General features: G+C 72.2%; 13 protein-coding genes. 3 read left to right on the top strand and 10 right to left on the bottom strand.

Features of this window, described 5'->3' with window-relative positions:
• Window positions 1–78: 78 nt before the first annotated feature.
• Genes AA0Z99_RS00855 through AA0Z99_RS00845 form a run of 3 tightly spaced genes read right to left on the bottom strand, consistent with a single transcriptional unit; the run spans window position 79 to window position 4,389 of the window.
• Complete coding sequence (locus tag AA0Z99_RS00855) at window positions 79–1,905, bottom strand: helicase HerA-like domain-containing protein (RefSeq protein WP_413318567.1); 1,827 nt, start codon at window positions 1,903–1,905, stop codon at window positions 79–81.
• 43 nt (window positions 1,906–1,948) lie between these two features.
• A complete protein-coding gene (locus tag AA0Z99_RS00850) occupies window positions 1,949–3,172 on the bottom strand; it encodes a multidrug effflux MFS transporter (protein ID WP_413318565.1) in 1,224 nt (407 codons plus the stop codon).
• A complete protein-coding gene (locus tag AA0Z99_RS00845; RefSeq protein ID WP_413320898.1) occupies window positions 3,169–4,389 on the bottom strand; it encodes an amidohydrolase in 1,221 nt (406 codons plus the stop codon). The genes AA0Z99_RS00850 and AA0Z99_RS00845 overlap by 4 nt, the downstream gene beginning before the upstream one ends.
• Window positions 4,390–4,538: 149 nt before the next feature.
• Here AA0Z99_RS00845 and AA0Z99_RS00840 point away from each other — a divergent pair, with 149 nt between their 5' ends.
• Window positions 4,539–5,168: a hypothetical protein gene (locus tag AA0Z99_RS00840; RefSeq protein ID WP_413318564.1), complete on the top strand. Its 630-nt coding sequence runs from the start codon at window positions 4,539–4,541 to the stop codon at window positions 5,166–5,168.
• Window positions 5,169–5,195: 27 nt separating this feature from the next.
• On the opposite strand, the gene AA0Z99_RS00835 is transcribed toward AA0Z99_RS00840, so the two are convergent.
• The gene (locus tag AA0Z99_RS00835; protein ID WP_413318562.1) at window positions 5,196–5,642 is read right to left on the bottom strand and encodes an SRPBCC family protein; all 447 of its coding nucleotides are present in this window, start codon (window positions 5,640–5,642) and stop codon (window positions 5,196–5,198) included.
• Between the two features lie 81 nt (window positions 5,643–5,723).
• On the opposite strand from AA0Z99_RS00835, the gene AA0Z99_RS00830 reads away from it, so the two are divergent.
• Window positions 5,724–7,082 carry an MFS transporter gene (locus AA0Z99_RS00830; RefSeq protein WP_413318560.1) on the top strand — a complete coding sequence of 453 codons (1,359 nt, stop codon included), beginning with the start codon at window positions 5,724–5,726 and terminating at the stop codon, window positions 7,080–7,082.
• A gap of 21 nt (window positions 7,083–7,103) precedes the next feature.
• Here AA0Z99_RS00830 and AA0Z99_RS00825 read toward each other — a convergent pair whose 3' ends face one another.
• Both AA0Z99_RS00825 and AA0Z99_RS00820 read right to left on the bottom strand, forming a co-directional pair.
• Window positions 7,104–8,309: a cystathionine gamma-synthase gene (locus AA0Z99_RS00825; protein WP_413318558.1), complete on the bottom strand. Its 1,206-nt coding sequence runs from the start codon at window positions 8,307–8,309 to the stop codon at window positions 7,104–7,106.
• A 1-nt stretch (window position 8,310) separates the two neighbouring features.
• Window positions 8,311–9,741 (bottom strand): cystathionine beta-synthase, encoded by a 1,431-nt coding sequence (locus AA0Z99_RS00820; RefSeq protein ID WP_413318556.1) that lies wholly within the window; start codon window positions 9,739–9,741, stop codon window positions 8,311–8,313.
• Between the two features lie 217 nt (window positions 9,742–9,958).
• Between AA0Z99_RS00820 and AA0Z99_RS00815 the strand changes: the two genes are divergently transcribed.
• The gene (locus AA0Z99_RS00815; RefSeq protein ID WP_413318554.1) at window positions 9,959–10,336 is read left to right on the top strand and encodes an MGMT family protein; all 378 of its coding nucleotides are present in this window, start codon (window positions 9,959–9,961) and stop codon (window positions 10,334–10,336) included.
• Between the two features lie 70 nt (window positions 10,337–10,406).
• On the opposite strand, the gene AA0Z99_RS00810 is transcribed toward AA0Z99_RS00815, so the two are convergent.
• The 4 genes from AA0Z99_RS00810 to AA0Z99_RS00795 all read right to left on the bottom strand — a co-directional run bounded on the left by AA0Z99_RS00810 (window position 10,407) and on the right by AA0Z99_RS00795 (window position 15,686).
• The gene (locus tag AA0Z99_RS00810; RefSeq protein ID WP_413318552.1) at window positions 10,407–11,519 is read right to left on the bottom strand and encodes a substrate-binding domain-containing protein; all 1,113 of its coding nucleotides are present in this window, start codon (window positions 11,517–11,519) and stop codon (window positions 10,407–10,409) included.
• A 73-nt stretch (window positions 11,520–11,592) separates the two neighbouring features.
• Window positions 11,593–12,873: a multiple monosaccharide ABC transporter permease gene (gene mmsB / locus AA0Z99_RS00805; RefSeq protein ID WP_413318550.1), complete on the bottom strand. Its 1,281-nt coding sequence runs from the start codon at window positions 12,871–12,873 to the stop codon at window positions 11,593–11,595.
• Window positions 12,870–14,387 (bottom strand): multiple monosaccharide ABC transporter ATP-binding protein, encoded by a 1,518-nt coding sequence (mmsA, locus tag AA0Z99_RS00800; RefSeq protein ID WP_413320896.1) that lies wholly within the window; start codon window positions 14,385–14,387, stop codon window positions 12,870–12,872. The genes mmsB and mmsA overlap by 4 nt, the downstream gene beginning before the upstream one ends.
• Before the next feature lie 129 nt (window positions 14,388–14,516).
• The gene (locus AA0Z99_RS00795) at window positions 14,517–15,686 is read right to left on the bottom strand and encodes an ROK family transcriptional regulator (protein ID WP_413318548.1); all 1,170 of its coding nucleotides are present in this window, start codon (window positions 15,684–15,686) and stop codon (window positions 14,517–14,519) included.
• Window positions 15,687–15,705 lie beyond the last annotated feature (19 nt).

The raw sequence follows: 15,705 nt of genomic DNA, 5'->3' as shown, positions 1-15,705 counted from the left end.
GCCGCTCCCGGCAGCGGCGAGCAGCGAGCGCGCCGAGCGAGCGCGTGGTGGCGGCGCGCAGGGCGACGAGGCCGAGGCTCAGCGGCGACGGTTGCGGAAGATCCCGCGCACCACGTCGCGGATCATCGCCTGCCCGGACCTGGAGCCCAGGAAGTCGGTGATGACGTTGCCGCCGGCCGGCTGCTTCGCGCTGCCGGTGCTGCGCGGGCGGTTGCGCTTCGACTCCGCCTCAAGCCGCTCGGCCTCCTCCTGCGCCGCCTGCCGGGCCGCCGCATCCTGCTCCGCCCGCTGCGCCGCCTGCAGCTTCGCCTGGAGCATCTCGTACGCGGACTCGCGATCGACCGCCTCGCCGTACTTCGGCAGCAGCGGCGATGCCTGCACCGCGCTCGCGATGTCAGCGGCGGGCGTGGGATCCATCGAGCCCTGCGGGGCGCGCATCCGCGTCCACGCGACGGGCGAGGGCGCACCTCGCTCGTTCATCACCGTGACGATGGCCTCACCGATGCCGAGCATCGTCAGCACCTGCTCCAGGTCGTACTCGCTCGTGGGATAGGTGCGCACGGTCGCCCGCAGCGCCTTCTCGGCGTCGGGCGTGTGCGCGCGCAACTGGTGCTGCACGCGCGAGCCGAGCTGCGCGAGCACGTCGGCTGGCACGTCCTTCGGCGTCTGCGTGACGAAGAAGATGCCGACGCCCTTGGAGCGGATCAGGCGCACCGTCTGCACGATCGCCGCCAGGAAGTCCTTCGAGGCATCCTTGAACAGCAGGTGGGCCTCGTCGAAGAAGAACACCAGCCGGGGCTTGTCCACGTCGCCGACCTCGGGGAGATCCTCGAAGAGGTCGGCCAGCAGCCACATGAGGAAGGTCGAGAACAGCGCGGGCTGATCGGCCACCCCAGGGACCTCGAGCAGGCTGATGACACCACGCCCCTCGGGCGTCGTGCGCAGCAGCTCTCGCGTGTCGAAGTCGGGCTCGCCGAAGAACACGTCGGCGCCCTGCGCGCTGAAGGCGGTGATCTCGCGCAGGATCACGCCCGCGGTCTGCGGCGAGATGCCGCCGAGCCGCTTCAGCTCGGCCTTGCCCTCGTCGCCGGTGAGCCACAGCAGCAGCTCCCGCAGGTCCTTGAGGTCGACGAGCGGCAGCTTCGCGGCATCGGCGTAGGCGAATACGATGCCGAGGCTGGACTCCTGCGTGTCGTTGAGGCCGAGCACCTTGGCCAGCAGCGTCGGGCCGAAGTCCAGCACGGTCGCCCGGATGGGCACGCCGTGGCCGACGCCGCCGAGCGCGAAGTACTCGACGGGAGCCGCCGTCGGCGCCCACGCCTGACCGATGCCGGCCGTGCGCGCCAGCAGCGTGTCGCTCGATGATCCCGGCGTCGCCACGCCGGAGAGGTCGCCCTTGATGTCGGCGGCGAACACGGGCACGCCCGCGGCCGAGAGCTGCTCGGCGAGCACCTGCAGGGTCTTGGTCTTGCCCGTGCCGGTCGCGCCGGCGATCAGGCCGTGCCGGTTGACCATCGGGAGCGGGATGCGGATCTGCGTCTCGGCGTCGGCCTCGCCGTTGACGAGCGCACCCATCTCGAGCGCCGGACCCTCGAAGGCGTAGCCCTGCCGCACGGCGGCGACACCCTCCGGGCCCAGGGGCCCGACGACGTCGTGCTCCTCGACCGGAGTGCCCGGCTCCGCGGGGTGCTCGGGGTCGGCGGGGGCCGCCGCCGCGGGCGCCGGCTCGAAGCCCCCGGGCACCGGCGGCGCCTGATCGGGAGCCGCGCGCTCCGCGGGCGCAGGAGCGGGGCGAGCCTGCGGCGCCGCGCTCTCCTGCAGCTCGGCCAGGCGCGCCTCGGCCTCGCGCTGCGCCTTCCTGGCCGCCTCGATCTCCGCCTGCAGCTGTGCGAGCTCATCCGTCATGGCGCAATCCTAGATGCGCCGCCTCGCGGCACGCCCCGGTGGTTCACTCGATCTGGGGCACGCTCCTCGGCCGCACGACCAGCCACAGCGCGCACGTGGCCAGCACGCCGCAGACGAGCATGATCGTGCCCATCGGGATGGCGTTCTGGATCTGGAACAGCCCCACGATCGGGCTCACGATGCCCGCGATCGACATGTTGAGCGCACCCAGCAGCGACGCTGCCGTGCCCGCCTCCCCCGAGTGCCCGGCGAGCGCGAGCGTCTGCACGCACGGCATCGACAGGCCGAACGCGAAAGCGAACAGCGCCAGCGGCGGCACCAGCCCGACGATGCCGAGTCCTGCGATGTCGAGGGCGACGATGCCCGCGGCACCGACCACGAGCAGCGCGGTCGAGACCGCGAGCACCCACTGCGCACCGAAGCGGTTCGCCGCACGGCCCGCGGTCTGCGTGCCGATCAGCACCCCCACGGAGCAGAGCGCGAAGACGAGGCCGAACTCGCCGGGCGAGAAGCCGTAGACCTCCTGCAGCAGCAGCGAGGCCGTCGAGATGTAGGCGAACATGCCGCCGAAGATGCTCGCGCCGATGATGGCGACGCCGACGAAGACCCGGTCGGTCAGCACGGCGCGGTAGCGCTGCCGCAGCGTCGAGTGCCCGGGAGCGTGGCGCAGGTGCGGCGGCAGCGTCTCGCGCAGGAACAGCAGCTGCAGCACGATCACGAGCACGGCGTACGCCGCCAGCACCCAGAACAGGCCGCGCCAGTGCATGATGCCGACCAGCCAGGAGCCGATCACCGGCGCGGCGATCGGCGCGATGCCGATCACGAGCGCGAGCCGCGACAGCGCCGTCGTGAGCTGCTTGCCGCCGAAGAGGTCGCGCACCATGGCCATCGCGACCACGGTGCCCGCCGCAGCGCCGAAGCCCTGCACCACGCGCATGAGCGAGAGCGTGACGATGTCGGGGGCCATCGCGACCGCCACGCTCGCGAGCACGTGCACGCTCGTGGCGATCAGCAGCGGGCGACGACGACCGATGCGGTCGGAGAGCGGCCCCACCACGAGCTGCCCGAAGGCGAAGCCCAGGGTCGTGGCCGAGAGCGTCAGCTGCACCGCCGCATCCGTGGTGCCGAAGTCCTCCTTCACGGCCGGGAACGCCGGCAGGTAGAGGTCGATGGTGAACGGTCCGAGCCCGGCCAGCAACCCGAGCACGAGCAGCGTCGTGACGCGGCGCCGCCTGCTGAGCTGCGCGCCCGGCTGTGCGGCGCTCACTCGTGCGTGAGGCGCAGCGGCACCTCGTGGCGCGATGCGACGCGCTCCTCGCCCGTCGCCGCGTCGTGCTCGAACACGACCCGGCCGTCGATGAGCACGGTGCGCGGGCGTGCCATGGGGTCCATCCAGTCGCCGCTCCACACGACGACGTCGGCGCGCTTGCCGACCTCGAGCGAGCCGACCTCCGCTGCGACGCCGAGCACCCGCGCGGGGTTGATGGTGATCGCGCGGAGCGCCGTCTGCCGGTCGAGCCCCTCGCGGACGGCGAGGGATGCCTGGTGCACCAGGAACGAGATGGGGATCACCGGGTGGTCGGTGATGATCGAGATCTCGACGCCGGCCTGCGCGAGCTTGCCGGGGTTGGCGATCGAACGACCGCGCAGCTCCATCTTCGACTTGGTGGTGAACAGCGGGCCGATCAGCACCGGCACGCCGCGCTCGGCGAGCAGGTCGGCGACGACGTGCGCCTCGGTGCCGTGGTCGATGACGAGGTCGTAGCCGAACTCGGCCTGGATGCGCAGCGCGGTGACGATGTCGTCGGCGCGGTGCGCGTGCTGCCGCCACGGGATCTCCCGCTCGAGCACCTTGACGAGCGCCTCCATCGTCAGGTCGACGTCGTGGCGCTTGTCGTTGTCGGGGTCGGCGTGGCGGCGACGGTAGCTCTGCGCGGCGACGAAGGCGTCGCGGATGACCTTCGCGGTGCCGAGGCGCGTGGACGGCATGACCTTCTTCTCGCCGTAGACGCGCTTCGGGTTCTCGCCGAGCGCGCTCTTGACGCCTGCGGGCTCGCGCAGCACCATGTGGTCGACGATGCGGCCGTGCGTGTGCAGCGTGGTCGCCTGCCCGCCGATCGGGTTGCCGGAGCCGGGGTTGACGTTGACCGTCGTCACGCCGCCCGCGAGCGCCAGGTCGAAGCCCTCGTCGAAGGGGTCGATGGCGTCGATGGTCCGCACGCCCGCCGTGTTCGGGTTCGTCATCTCGTTGGTGTCGCTCGCGCCGGGGCCGTCGCCCTCGGGGTGCACGCCGAGGTGGACGTGCGCGTCGACCAGGCCGGGCGTGACCTGCGCGCCCTCGACGTCGAGCACGGTGGCGCCCTCCGGCACCTCGACGTCGGCGCCGAGCGCGGCGATGCGCCCGTCGCGCACCAGCACGGTGCCCTCGAACTCGTCGCCCTCGACGGGCACGACACGGGCGTTGACGATGGCGAGCAGCATGATCCCTCTTCCTGTCAGACAGCGTGCTCAAGCCTACGCCTGCTTAGCCCGACGAACGATCCAGCATCATCCGCGACGGCCCGCTGATGCCGTGCTCAGCCCGCTCCCATCGCGTTGCGCAAAGGTGAGACTGGCGACAGGACGGGGATGCGGTGACGACACGGGCGACGAGCCAGCGCGCCGGCGACCCCGAGAGCCCCGGCGGCACTCCGCGCACACCACCGTGGGCGATGCGCCTGTGGGCCGGTGTCACCGCGATCGTCGGCGGGCTGCTCGCCGCGGGCGCGTGGCTGCCGCAGGCCTCCGGCGCCGCTGCGACGCTGCTCGGCATCGCGTCGGCCGCCGCGATGTCGGTCTCGACGCTGCTGCTGATCACCGCGCTGCTCGGCAGGCGACCGCGGCTCGGCTGGGCGAAGCTGGGCGGCATCGCGCTGATCGTCTTCCACGCCTCGTGGCTGGCGGCGTGGGCGACGCCGCTGCTGCTCGGCGACGCGGACGCGGTGCCGAGCCAGGCCGCAGCGCTCGTGCGGCAGATCGCGGGCCTCGCTGCGGCGACGGCGATCGCCGCCCGCTGGCCGGTGTCGGGCCTCGACCGCTGGTCGATGTTCCTCGTGGTCGCCGGCGATGTGCTCACGACGCACGGATGGGTCGCTGCCGCCTTCGGGAGCATGGCGGCGTTCGGAGCGCTCACGCTGACCCTCCCCCTGGCGCTGATGGCCTTCGGGGTCGGTCACGCCGTGAGCGGGTGGCGCACGCGTCGCGCGCACCGTGCGCCCGCGTGACGCCCGCGCCGTCGCGCGGACGACGCATCAGTCGTCGAAGTGCTCCTCGAGCCGCGTCAGGCAGTCCTGCCAGCCCTCGCGCAGCGGCTCGAGCTCGTCGAGCGGGCCGGTCTGCGTGACGCGCACGTGCGTGCCGTCGCCGAGCTCCGCGAGATCCACCACGACGAGGTCCTCGCGCTGGTCGCCGCCCTCGTCGCCGCTCATCCAATCCCAGCTGAGCACGATGCGCTTGGGCTCGTCGAGCTGCAGGAATCGGCCCTGCACGCCGAAGCCGCCCGTGGCCGTCCGGAACCGGTAGCTGCCGCCCTCGCGCGCATCCACCTCGTAGCTCGTGTCCCCGAACATCGGCCACCACCACTGCTCGTAGCCCTCGGCCGTGGTCCAGAGCTCCCAGACCGCATCCGCCGACGCCATCACGAAGGCCTCGACCTCGGTGCGCTCGACCTCGTCGGGGATCTCGATTCGCTCGCTCATGCCGCAACGCTAGCCCCCGAGTCCGGGCGCCGCACTATCGTGGGTCCGTCTGGCCGAAGCGCTCCCGACGAGAGGCCCCGCATGCCCGTGCTCCCCGCCGCAGACGGCGCGACCCGCTCCGAGCGGCTCGACCGGCTGCCCTTCACCCGCAAGCACGGCCGCCTCCTGGGCACCGCGGGCATCGGTTGGGCGCTCGACGCGATGGACGTCGGGCTGATCGCCTTCGTCATCGCGGCGCTGGGCGAGCAGTGGGGCCTCAGCAGCGGCGACAAGGGCTGGATCGCCTCGGTCGGCTTCATGGGCATGGCGCTGGGCGCCACCGTCGGCGGGCTGCTCGCGGATCGGATCGGCCGCCGCAGCGTCTTCGCCATCACCCTGCTCGTCTACGGGCTGGCGACGGGGGCCTCGGCGCTCGTCGGATCGCTCGCGGCGCTGCTGGTGCTGCGCTTCGTCGTGGGGCTGGGGCTCGGCGCCGAGCTGCCCGTCGCGTCGACGCTCATCAGCGAGTTCGCGCCCAAGCGGATCCGCGGCCGCGTCGTCGTCTGGCTCGAGGCGTTCTGGGCGGTGGGCTGGATCGCGGCGGCCGTCATCGGCACCTACGTCGTCGGCGCCTCGGACGAGGGATGGCGGTGGGGCCTCGCGATCGGCATGGCGCCGGCGCTCTTCTCGATCGTCGTGCGCTGGGGCATGCCGGAGTCGGTGCGCTTCCTCGAGTCGAAGGGCCGCTCCTCGGAGGCGGAGCGCACGGTGCGCCCCTTCGAGGAGGCGGCGGGCATCGCCGCACCGGCCGCGCCGCCCGAGCCCCCGCAGCACAGCCCGGGCGCCGCGGAGGCGCCCAGCGCAGCGGAGCCCAAGGTGTCGATCTGGTCGCCGCTGCTGCGCCGCCGCACCATCGCGCTGTGGACGGTCTGGTTCTGCATCAACTTCTCCTACTACGGCGCCTTCATCTGGATCCCGTCGCTGCTGGTCGACCAGGGCTTCTCGCTCGTGCGCTCCTTCGAGTTCACGCTCATCATCACGCTCGCGCAGCTCCCCGGCTACGCCGCCGCCGCGTTCCTGATCGAGCGGTGGGGCCGGCGGCCCACCCTCACCGCGTTCCTGGTCGGCTCGGCGCTCGCCGCAGCCTGGTACGGCACGGCATCCACCGAGGGCATGATCATCGCCGCCGGCTGCACGCTGTCGTTCTTCAACCTCGGCGCCTGGGGCGCGCTCTACGCGATCGGCCCGGAGCTCTACCCCACGAACGTGCGCGGCACGGGCACGGGTGCGGCGGCCGGCTTCGGCCGCATCGCGTCGATCCTGGCGCCGCTCGCGGTGCCCCTGCTGCTCGGCAGCGGCGGTGGCTCACTGCTGCTCTTCGGGGTCTTCGCGGCAGCGTTCGCCATCGCGGCGATCGCAGCCTGGACCCTGCCCGAGCAGCGCGGCAAGGCGCTCGAGTGATGGCGGGCGCCTCGGCGGCGGCTAGCTGAGCGCGTCGAGCGCCTGCCGCAGGTCGGCGACCAGGTCGCCGGCATCCTCGAGGCCGACCGAGAGGCGCAGCAGATCCTCCGGCACGGCGAGCTCGGTGCCCTTGACCGAGGCGTGCGTCATCTCCGACGGGTAGCAGACGAGCGACTCGATGCCGCCGAGCGACTCCGCCAGCTGGAACAGGCGCGTCCGCCCGACGAGCTCGTGCACGGCCGGCACGCCGCCGCGCAGCTGCAGCGACACCATGCCGCCGAAGCCGCGCATCTGCCGCTGCGCCAGCGCGTGCTGCGGGTGGTCGGGCAGGCCCGGGTAGTGCACCGCGGCGACGGCCGGGTGGCCGACGAGCGACTCGGCGACGGCCTGCGCGTTCGCGCAGTGCCGGTCGATGCGCACGGCCAGCGTCTTCAGCGAGCGGCTCGTGAGCCACGCGTCGAACGGGCTGTTGATCGCGCCCACCGCGAACTGCTGGAACCCCACGCGCTCCGCGAGCGCCGCGTCCGAGGTCACCACCGCACCGCCCACGAGGTCGGAGTGGCCGCCGATGTACTTCGTGGTCGAGTGCACGACCGCGTCGGCGCCCAGCGCGAGCGGCTGCTGCAGGGCGGGCGTGGCGAAGGTGTTGTCCGCGACGACCACCGCGCCGGCGGCGTGGCCGATCTCGGCGAGCCCGGCGATGTCGGCGACCTTCATGAGCGGGTTCGAGGGGGTCTCGACCCAGAGCACGCGAGTGGTCGGGCGCACGGAGGCGCGCACCGCATCCAGGTCCGAGGCGTCGGCGGTCGAGATCTCGACGCCCCACTGCGCGTGGATCTGCGAGACCAGCCGGTGGGTGCCGCCATAGACGTCGTTGCCCATCAGCACGTGGTCGCCCGGCCGCAGCACGGCGCGCAGCAGGGCGTCCTCGGCCGCCAGCCCCGAGCCGAAGGTGAAGGCGTGCGAGCCGCCCTCGAGGCTCGCGAGCTGCTGCTGCAGCGCGTCGCGGCTCGGGTTGCCGCCGCGCGAGTACTCGTAGCCGTCGCGGAACCCTCCCACCCCGTCCTGCACGAACGTCGACGTCATGAAGATCGGCGGGATCACCGCACCGGTGCGCGGGTCGAAGGGCTGCCCGGCGTGGATGGCCCTGGTCGAGAACCCGGCGTCGGCGTGCGCGGCGGCGCGCGATGCTGCGCCCTCCTGCTGGTCGGCGGATGCGTCGGTCATGTCAGGCCTCCTTCGAGAGGTGGGAGAGCAGGTCGGTGCGGGTGATCACGCCGACGGGCTTGGCGTCCTCGAGCACGAGCACCGCGTCGGCCGAGCGCAGCGCGGTGCGCAGCGCGTCCACCGACTCGGTCACGCCCAGCTGCGTCAGGCGCGCGCCGAGGTGCTTCGCCACCGGGTCGGCGAGCAGCGCCTCGTCGGCGAACACCGCGTCCAGCAGCGAGCGCTCGTCGACGGCGCCCGCCACCTCGCCGACGACGACCGGCGGCTCGGCGGTCAGCACCGGCAGCTGGCTGACGCCGAACTCGCGCATGATCTCGATCGCGTCGTGGACGGTGTCGGTCGGGTGCGCGTGCACGAGCGCGGGCAGCGCCCCAGCCGCGCCGCTGCGCCCCTTGCCGGTGAGCACGTCGCGCACGGTCGTGCCGATGGCGGGCCCGGCGAAGCCGTAGGAGCGCATCCACGCGTCGGAGTAGACCTTCTGCAGGTAGCCGCGGCCGGAGTCGGGCAGCAGCACCACCACGACCGCGTCGGCGGGCAGCCGCTCGGCGACGCGCAGCGCCGCGACCACGGCCATGCCGCTCGAGCCGCCCACGAGCAGGCCCTCCTCGCGGGCGAGGCGCCGCGTCATGGCGAAGGCTGCGGCGTCGTCGACCGCGATGACCTCGTCCACGACGCTCGGGTCGTAGTTGCCCGGCCACATGTCCTCCCCCACGCCCTCGACGAGGTAGGGGCGGCCCGTGCCGCCGGAGTAGATCGATCCCTCGGGGTCTGCGGCGATGATGCGCACGCGCCCGCCGCCGGAGCTGTCCCCGCCGACCGCGCCCGCCGCGTCGCCGGCGGTCGAGACCCGTCGCAGGTACCTGCCGGTGCCGGTGATCGTGCCGCCGGTGCCGGCGCCGGCGACGAAGTGCGTCACCCTGCCCTCGGTATCGCGCCAGATCTCGGGGCCGGTGCTCGCCTCGTGCGCCGCCGGCGCTGCGGGGTTGAAGAACTGGTTGGGCTGGAAGGCGCCCTCGACCTCCTCGGTGAGCCGGTCGGCGACGCCGTAGTAGCTCTCGGGGCTGTCGGGAGCCACCGAGGTGGGCGTCACCACGACCTCAGCGCCGTAGGCGCGCAGCGTCGCCCGCTTGTCCTCGGAGACCTTGTCGGGGCACACGAAGATGCAGCGGTAGCCCCGCTGCTGCGCCACGAGCGCCAGGCCGACGCCGGTGTTGCCGCTCGTCGGCTCGACGATCGTGCCGCCGGGGCCGAGCAGGCCTCTCGCCTCGGCGTCGTCGAGCATCGCCACGGCGATGCGGTCCTTCACCGAACCGCCCGGGTTCATGAACTCGACCTTCGCGAGCACCGTCGCGGCGATCCCCTCGGTCACCTTCGTCAGCCTGACGAGCGGGGTGTCGCCGATCGTCTCGACGATCGACTCTGCGTAGCGCATGGGGCCTCCTGCCTTGCCGCACGAGCCTATCGCCGGGCGCAGTGCCGCTCTGGCGCCGCCGGCGCTCACGGCGCTCCGCGCACGACGCACGCCGCCGGCCCCGGTGCTGCGGCGCTCGAGCGCTCCCGCCTCCAGATCGCCGAGCTGCGCAGCGGGGGCTTGCGTTGTGCGGGGGGGGGGGAGGCCTCGAAGCTGGTCGCTGCGGCATCATGGGGTGGTGGATGCGCGCCGGGAGCTCGTCGTCGAGCTCGTGCTGCGCTGCGTCGAGCTGATCCCCGCGGGCCGCGTCGCCTCCTACGGCACCGTGGCCGAGATCTGCGGCATCGGTCCGAGGGAGGTCGGCTCCGTGCTGCGCCACTGGTCCGACGGGCTGCCCTGGTGGCGGGTGACGAACCACGCCGGCGACTTCGCGCCCGAGCTCCTGCAGCGGGCGCTGCCGCACTGGGAGGAGGAGGGGATCCTCCTCAAGCCCAACGGGCGCGGCTGCCGCTACCGCGACCACGCGGCAGACGCGCAGGAGCTCGCTCGGCGCTGGCGGGAGGCGACCGCCGACCTGCCCGGCCTCGCCGGCCCCGTGCGCAGCGCATCCGCCTGACCGCGGACGACGGACGGGCGGCCCCGCGATGGGGCCGCCCGTCCGCAGGCGCGGATGCGCTCCGCTCGTGCTACTCGGTGAGCGGCGCGAGGTCCTCGTTGTCGGCGTAGGCCTCAGCGGCGTTCGCCTGCGTCACGATGACCGGCTCGAGCAGGTTCGCGGGCACCTCGACGGCCCCGTTATCCGACGTGCCGGTGGTGGTGGGCTCCTCGCCAGCCTGCAGCGCCTGCGCCATCTCGATGGCCGCGGCGACGAGCGCGCGCGTGTCCTTGTAGATGGTGGAGTACTGGTCACCGGCGACGATCGACTGCACCGACTCGACCTCGGAGTCCTGACCGGTCACGACCGGCAGGTCGCGCCCGTCGTTCTGCACCGAGGTGAGGATGGCGCGCGCGAGGTTGTCGTTCGGGGAGAGCACGCCGTGCAGGTCCTCGCCCTGGTACGAGTTCTGCAGGATCGTGTCCATGCGGTTCTGCGCGTTCTCCGCCGCCCAGTCCTCGGTGGCCGTCTGCTGCACCGTGGTCTGCTCGGAGACGACCGTCAGCGTGCCGTCGTCGATCTTCGGCTGCAGCACGCTCATCGCGCCGTCGAAGAAGACCGCCGAGTTCGAGTCGTCCGCGGAGCCCGAGAAGAGCTCGACGTTCCAGGCGTCCTCGTCGCCGTAGCGCTCCTCGAGGCCGTCGAGCAGCGACTGCGCCTGCAGCTCGCCCACGTGGTAGTTGTCGAACGCCACGTAGTAGTCGACCAGGTCGCTGTTCTGGATCAGGCGGTCGTAGGCGATGACCGTGATGTCGGCGGCGTCGGCGGCCTCCAGCTGCGTGGCGAGCTGGTTGGTGTCCGCGGCGCCGACGATGATGACCTCGGCGCCGGCCGAGATCATGCTCTGGATCTGCTGCTGCTGGTCGCCGACCGAGTTCGACGAGCCGGCGTACTGCACGTTGCCGGTGAAGCCCGCCTCCTCGAGGCCGTTCGTGAACAGGTCGCCCGCGAGCACCCAGTTCTCGCTCGTGCGGTCGGGCAGGGCGACGCCGATCGTGGCGTCGGCGGCGAAGCCGCCGCCCGCGGCAGCGGTCTCGCCGCCCTCGGCGCCGGTCTCCGCCGGGGTGTCTGCGCGGCCGCAGCCGGTCAGGGCGATGCTGACGGCGGCGATGCCGGCCAGCGCCGCGAAGGTGGTCTTCTTCATGAGTGCTCCTGGTGTTCGGTGGGGGTGTTCGTGAGGCGTCGGTGGTCGATGGCGGTGGGTGCGGATGCGCGGGTCACGACGAGGCGGTCAGCCCGTCCCTGTCCCGCCCGCGGGTGAGGCCGCGCTGCAGCAGCGCGATGATCGAGAAGCGCCCCTGGCGCTTGTTGAGCACGTCGATGGCGACGGCGATGAGCAGCACGAGGCCCTTGATGACCTGGATCCAGTCGGATCCGGTGCCGATGGCGAAGAGGCCGTTGGAGAGCACGGCCATCACCAGACCGCCGATGATGCTGCCGGCGACCGTGCCGATGCCGCCGGCGACGGCTGCGCCGCCGATGAAGACGGCCGCGATGGCGTCGAGCTCCCAGCCGTTGCCGTCGGCGGGGCCGGCGGCCTGCGAGCGCGCGATCCACATCATGCCCGCGACCGAGGCGAGCACCGACATGTTGGTCATGACGAAGAAGTCGACCCAGCGCGAGCGCACGCCCGAGAGCTCGGCCGCGCGCCGGTTGCCGCCGACCGCGTAGATGTGGCGGCCGAGCGTCGTGCGCTGCGTGACGAAGCCGTAGGCGAGCACCACGGCCACCAGCAGCACGCCGGAGAGCGGGAAGCTCGTGCCCTGGCGGCCGCTCGCGAACAGCAGCGCTGCGACGACGATGACGGCGGAGATCAGCACGAGGCGGGTGATGAGCACCCACGTCGGCGAGACCTGCGCGCCCATGCGCGCCCGGCGAGCGCGAGCGCGCAGCTCGAAGACGACGATCGCGACGATCGCGGCGGCGCCGAGCAGCAGCGTGAGGTTGTTGTAGCCGGTGTTGGGGCCGACCTCCGGCAGGTAGCCGGCGAGCGCGTTCACGAAGCCGGGGTCGACGCCGATGCCGCGCGACTGGCCGACGAGCTGGTTGAGGCCGCGGAACATGAGCATGCCGGCGAGCGTGACGATGAACGCGGGCACGCCGACGAACGCGACCCAGAAGCCCTGCCACGCGCCGATCAGGAAGCCGAGGCCGAGGCCCAGCAGGATGCTCAGGCCCCAGGGCAGGCCCCAGTCGTTCATCGAGATGGCCACGACGACGCTCGTGAAGGCGGCGACGGAGCCCACCGAGAGGTCGATGTGCCCGGCGATGATCACCATCACCATGCCGATCGCGAGGATCAGGATGTAGGACTGCGCCTGCACGATGTTGATGACGTTGCCCGGCGCGAGCGTCGTGCCGCCGGTGGCGAACTGGAACGCCAGCACGATCACGATGAGCGCGCCGAGGATGCCGAACTCCTTCAGCGATCCCTGCTTGCCGAAGAGCTGGCTGAAGTCCTGCAGGAACCCTCGCCGCTCCGCCACTCGTCCGGTCATGCGTCGTCACCCTTCGTCGGCGCCATCCGGCGCATGAGCATCTCCTGGTCGGCGTCGGCGGCGCGCAGCTCGCCCGTGATGCGACCCTCGAAGATCGTGTAGATGCGGTCGGCCAGGCCGAGCAGCTCTGGCAGCTCGGAGGAGATGAGGATCACGCCCTTGCCGGCATCCGCCAGCTCGCGCACGATCTGGTAGATCTCGCTCTTCGCCCCCACGTCGATGCCGCGGGTCGGTTCGTCGAGGATCAGCAGGTCGGGGTCGGTGAACATCCACTTCGCCAGCACGACCTTCTGCTGGTTGCCGCCCGAGAGCGTGTCGACGCCCTGCTCGACGCTCGGCGCCTTGATGCGCAGCGACTGGCGGTACTCCTCCGACACGGTCGACTCCTGCAGCGCGTCGACGACGCCGGCCGGTGCGATCTTCGACAGCTTCGCCGAGACGATCGAGCGCTTGATGGTGTCGAGCAGGTTGAGCCCGAGCGCCTTGCGATCCTCGCTCACGTAGGCGATGCCGTGGCCGATCGCCTCGGTGACCGAGCGCACCTTGATCTCCTGGCCGTCCTTGAGGATCGTGCCGCCGAGCCACGTGCCGTACTGGCGGCCGAAGATGCTCATCGCGAGCTCGGTGCGGCCGGCGCCCATGAGCCCGGCGAAGCCGACGATCTCGCCTCGGCGCACGGTGAAGCTCGAGCCCTTGGCGACCAGCCGCTCTGCCGAGAGCGGGTGCTGCACCGTCCAGTCGCGCACCTCGAAGAAGGTCTCGCCGGTGGTGTGCGCGCGCTCGGGGAAGCGCTGGCCGAGCGTGCGGCCGACCATGCCGCGGATGATGCGATCCTCGTCGACGCCACCGGCGGCGATGTCGAGCGTCTCGATGGTCTTGCCGTCTCGGATGATCGTGATGGCGTCCGCCACCTGCTCGATCTCGTTGAGCTTGTGCGAGATCATGATCGACGTCACGCCCTTGGCCTTCAGGCCGACGATGAGGTCGAGCAGGTGCTGCGAGTCGGTCTCGTTGAGCGCTGCGGTGGGCTCGTCGAGGATCAGCAGCTTGACGTCCTTCTCGAGCGCCTTCGCGATCTCGACGAGCTGCTGCTTGCCGACGCCGATGTGCTTGATGGGCGTGTCGGGATCCTCGCTGAGGCCGACGCGAGCGAGCAGCTCGGTGGCCCGCATGCGCACCGTGTCCCAGTCGATGGCGATGCCGCGACGCGGCTCGTTGCCGAGGAAGATGTTCTCGGCGATCGAGAGCTCCGGCACGAGCGCGAGCTCCTGGTGGATGATCACGATGCCGGCCCGCTCGGACTCGTTGATGCTGCCGAAGGCGACGGGCTCGGTCTGGTAGACGATCTGGCCGCTGAAGGTGCCGTGGGGGTAGACGCCGGAGAGCACCTTCATGAGCGTCGACTTGCCGGCACCGTTCTCGCCGCAGATCGCGTGGATGGTGCCCTTCCGCACCTCGATGCTCACGTCGTCGAGGGCGCGCACGCCGGGGAACTCCTTCGTGATGCGCTGCATCGACAGGATCACCGGCTCAGCCACCCTTGGCTCCCTCCATCGTCCGCCGCCATCGACGGATCGCGGATCAACCTACGCTCGCGCGATCGTTGCGTCAAGTCATGAACGCAAACAGGCCAGCCGCGATCGTCAGATGAACGCTCTTGCGCGTGCGGTCTGCCGCGCGAGCGTCACCGCTCCCAGCACCTCGGCGCGCGAGCCGAGCGACGAGCCGGCGATCTGCGTCGTGGTCACCAGCGCGTGCAGCGCGAAGCGGCGGAAGCCCTCCCGCACCGGTTCCAGCAGCAGCTCCCCCACTTCGGCGAGCGGGCCGCCGACGACGACCACGGAGGGGGCCAGCAGGTTCGAGAGGTTGGCGACCGAGCGCCCGATCGCGACGCCGGAGTCGGCCACCACGCGCCGCGTCGCGAGGTCGCCCTCGATCGCCTGCCGCACGATGTCGCCGGTCGTGATGGGCCTGCCGAAGGCCTCGCTGAGCGACTGCGCCATCACGCGCACCGAGGCGAGCGTCTCGAGGCAGCCCCTGCTCCCGCAGACGCAGAGCGTCCCGCTCGGCTCCACCTGCACGTGCCCCAGCTCGCCGGCGATGCCGAAGGCGCCTCGGTGCAGGCGACCGCCGAGCACCAGCCCGCACCCGATGCCGGTGCCGATCTTGACGAAGATCAGGTCGTCCACGTCGGCGTAGGGCCCGAACGCCCGCTCGGCGATGGCACCGAGATCCGCGTCGTTCGCGACCTCGACGGGCATGCCGAAGGCCTCGCCGATCCGGTCGCGGGTCACGCCGTCCCACTCCGGCAGGATCGTGTGGCCGACGATCGCCCCCGTGCGCATGTCGATCGGGCAGGGCACCCCCACGCAGACCGCCGCGACGTCGTCGCGGTGCAATCCGGCCTCGCGCAGCATCTCGTCGAGCCGCTCGACGGCCATCGCCAGGCTGTCGTCGGCGCGATGGCCGACCGGCAGCACCGCCTCGTCCTCGATCAGCACCACCGGATCGTCCGCGGCGACGGCGATCCGCACGTGCTGCCGCCCGAAGTCGACGCCGACGACGGTGGGCCCCTCGGCGCGCTCGAGGGTCACGAGGCTCGCGCGACGACCCTGGTGCACCGTCGGCGTGGTCGACACCGCGCCGCGCTCGCGCAGCGCCCGCACGATGTTCGAGACGGTCGCGTGCGCGAGGCCGGTGCGCTCCGCGAGCTCCGACTGGGTCGCCGGCGAGCCGCGCAGCGCCTGCACGACCCGTGCTTGGTTGGCCGCGCGCAGCGCGCCCTGGGAGCCGGGGCTGCGTCGCGTTGCCATGGGGCCATGCTGACGAGCC

The sequence above is a fragment of the Agrococcus phoenicis genome (assembly GCF_047302415.1).
Lineage (GTDB): Bacteria > Actinomycetota > Actinomycetes > Actinomycetales > Microbacteriaceae > Agrococcus.
The sequence above is the reverse complement of the archived record's forward strand: the minus strand, read 5'-3'. Positions and strand labels throughout refer to the sequence as shown.

Coding starts and splice junctions, on each gene's coding strand:
- AA0Z99_RS00855 (WP_413318567.1), bottom strand. CDS start 1,905: ATGACGGATGAGCTCGCACAGCTGCAGGCGGAGATCGAGGCGGCCAGG.
- AA0Z99_RS00835 (WP_413318562.1), bottom strand. CDS start 5,642: ATGAGCGAGCGAATCGAGATCCCCGACGAGGTCGAGCGCACCGAGGTC.
- AA0Z99_RS00830 (WP_413318560.1), top strand. CDS start 5,724: ATGCCCGTGCTCCCCGCCGCAGACGGCGCGACCCGCTCCGAGCGGCTC.
- AA0Z99_RS00825 (WP_413318558.1), bottom strand. CDS start 8,309: ATGACCGACGCATCCGCCGACCAGCAGGAGGGCGCAGCATCGCGCGCC.
- AA0Z99_RS00820 (WP_413318556.1), bottom strand. CDS start 9,741: ATGCGCTACGCAGAGTCGATCGTCGAGACGATCGGCGACACCCCGCTC.
- AA0Z99_RS00810 (WP_413318552.1), bottom strand. CDS start 11,519: ATGAAGAAGACCACCTTCGCGGCGCTGGCCGGCATCGCCGCCGTCAGC.
- mmsB (WP_413318550.1), bottom strand. CDS start 12,873: ATGACCGGACGAGTGGCGGAGCGGCGAGGGTTCCTGCAGGACTTCAGC.
- mmsA (WP_413320896.1), bottom strand. CDS start 14,387: ATGCAGCGCATCACGAAGGAGTTCCCCGGCGTGCGCGCCCTCGACGAC.
- AA0Z99_RS00795 (WP_413318548.1), bottom strand. CDS start 15,686: ATGGCAACGCGACGCAGCCCCGGCTCCCAGGGCGCGCTGCGCGCGGCC.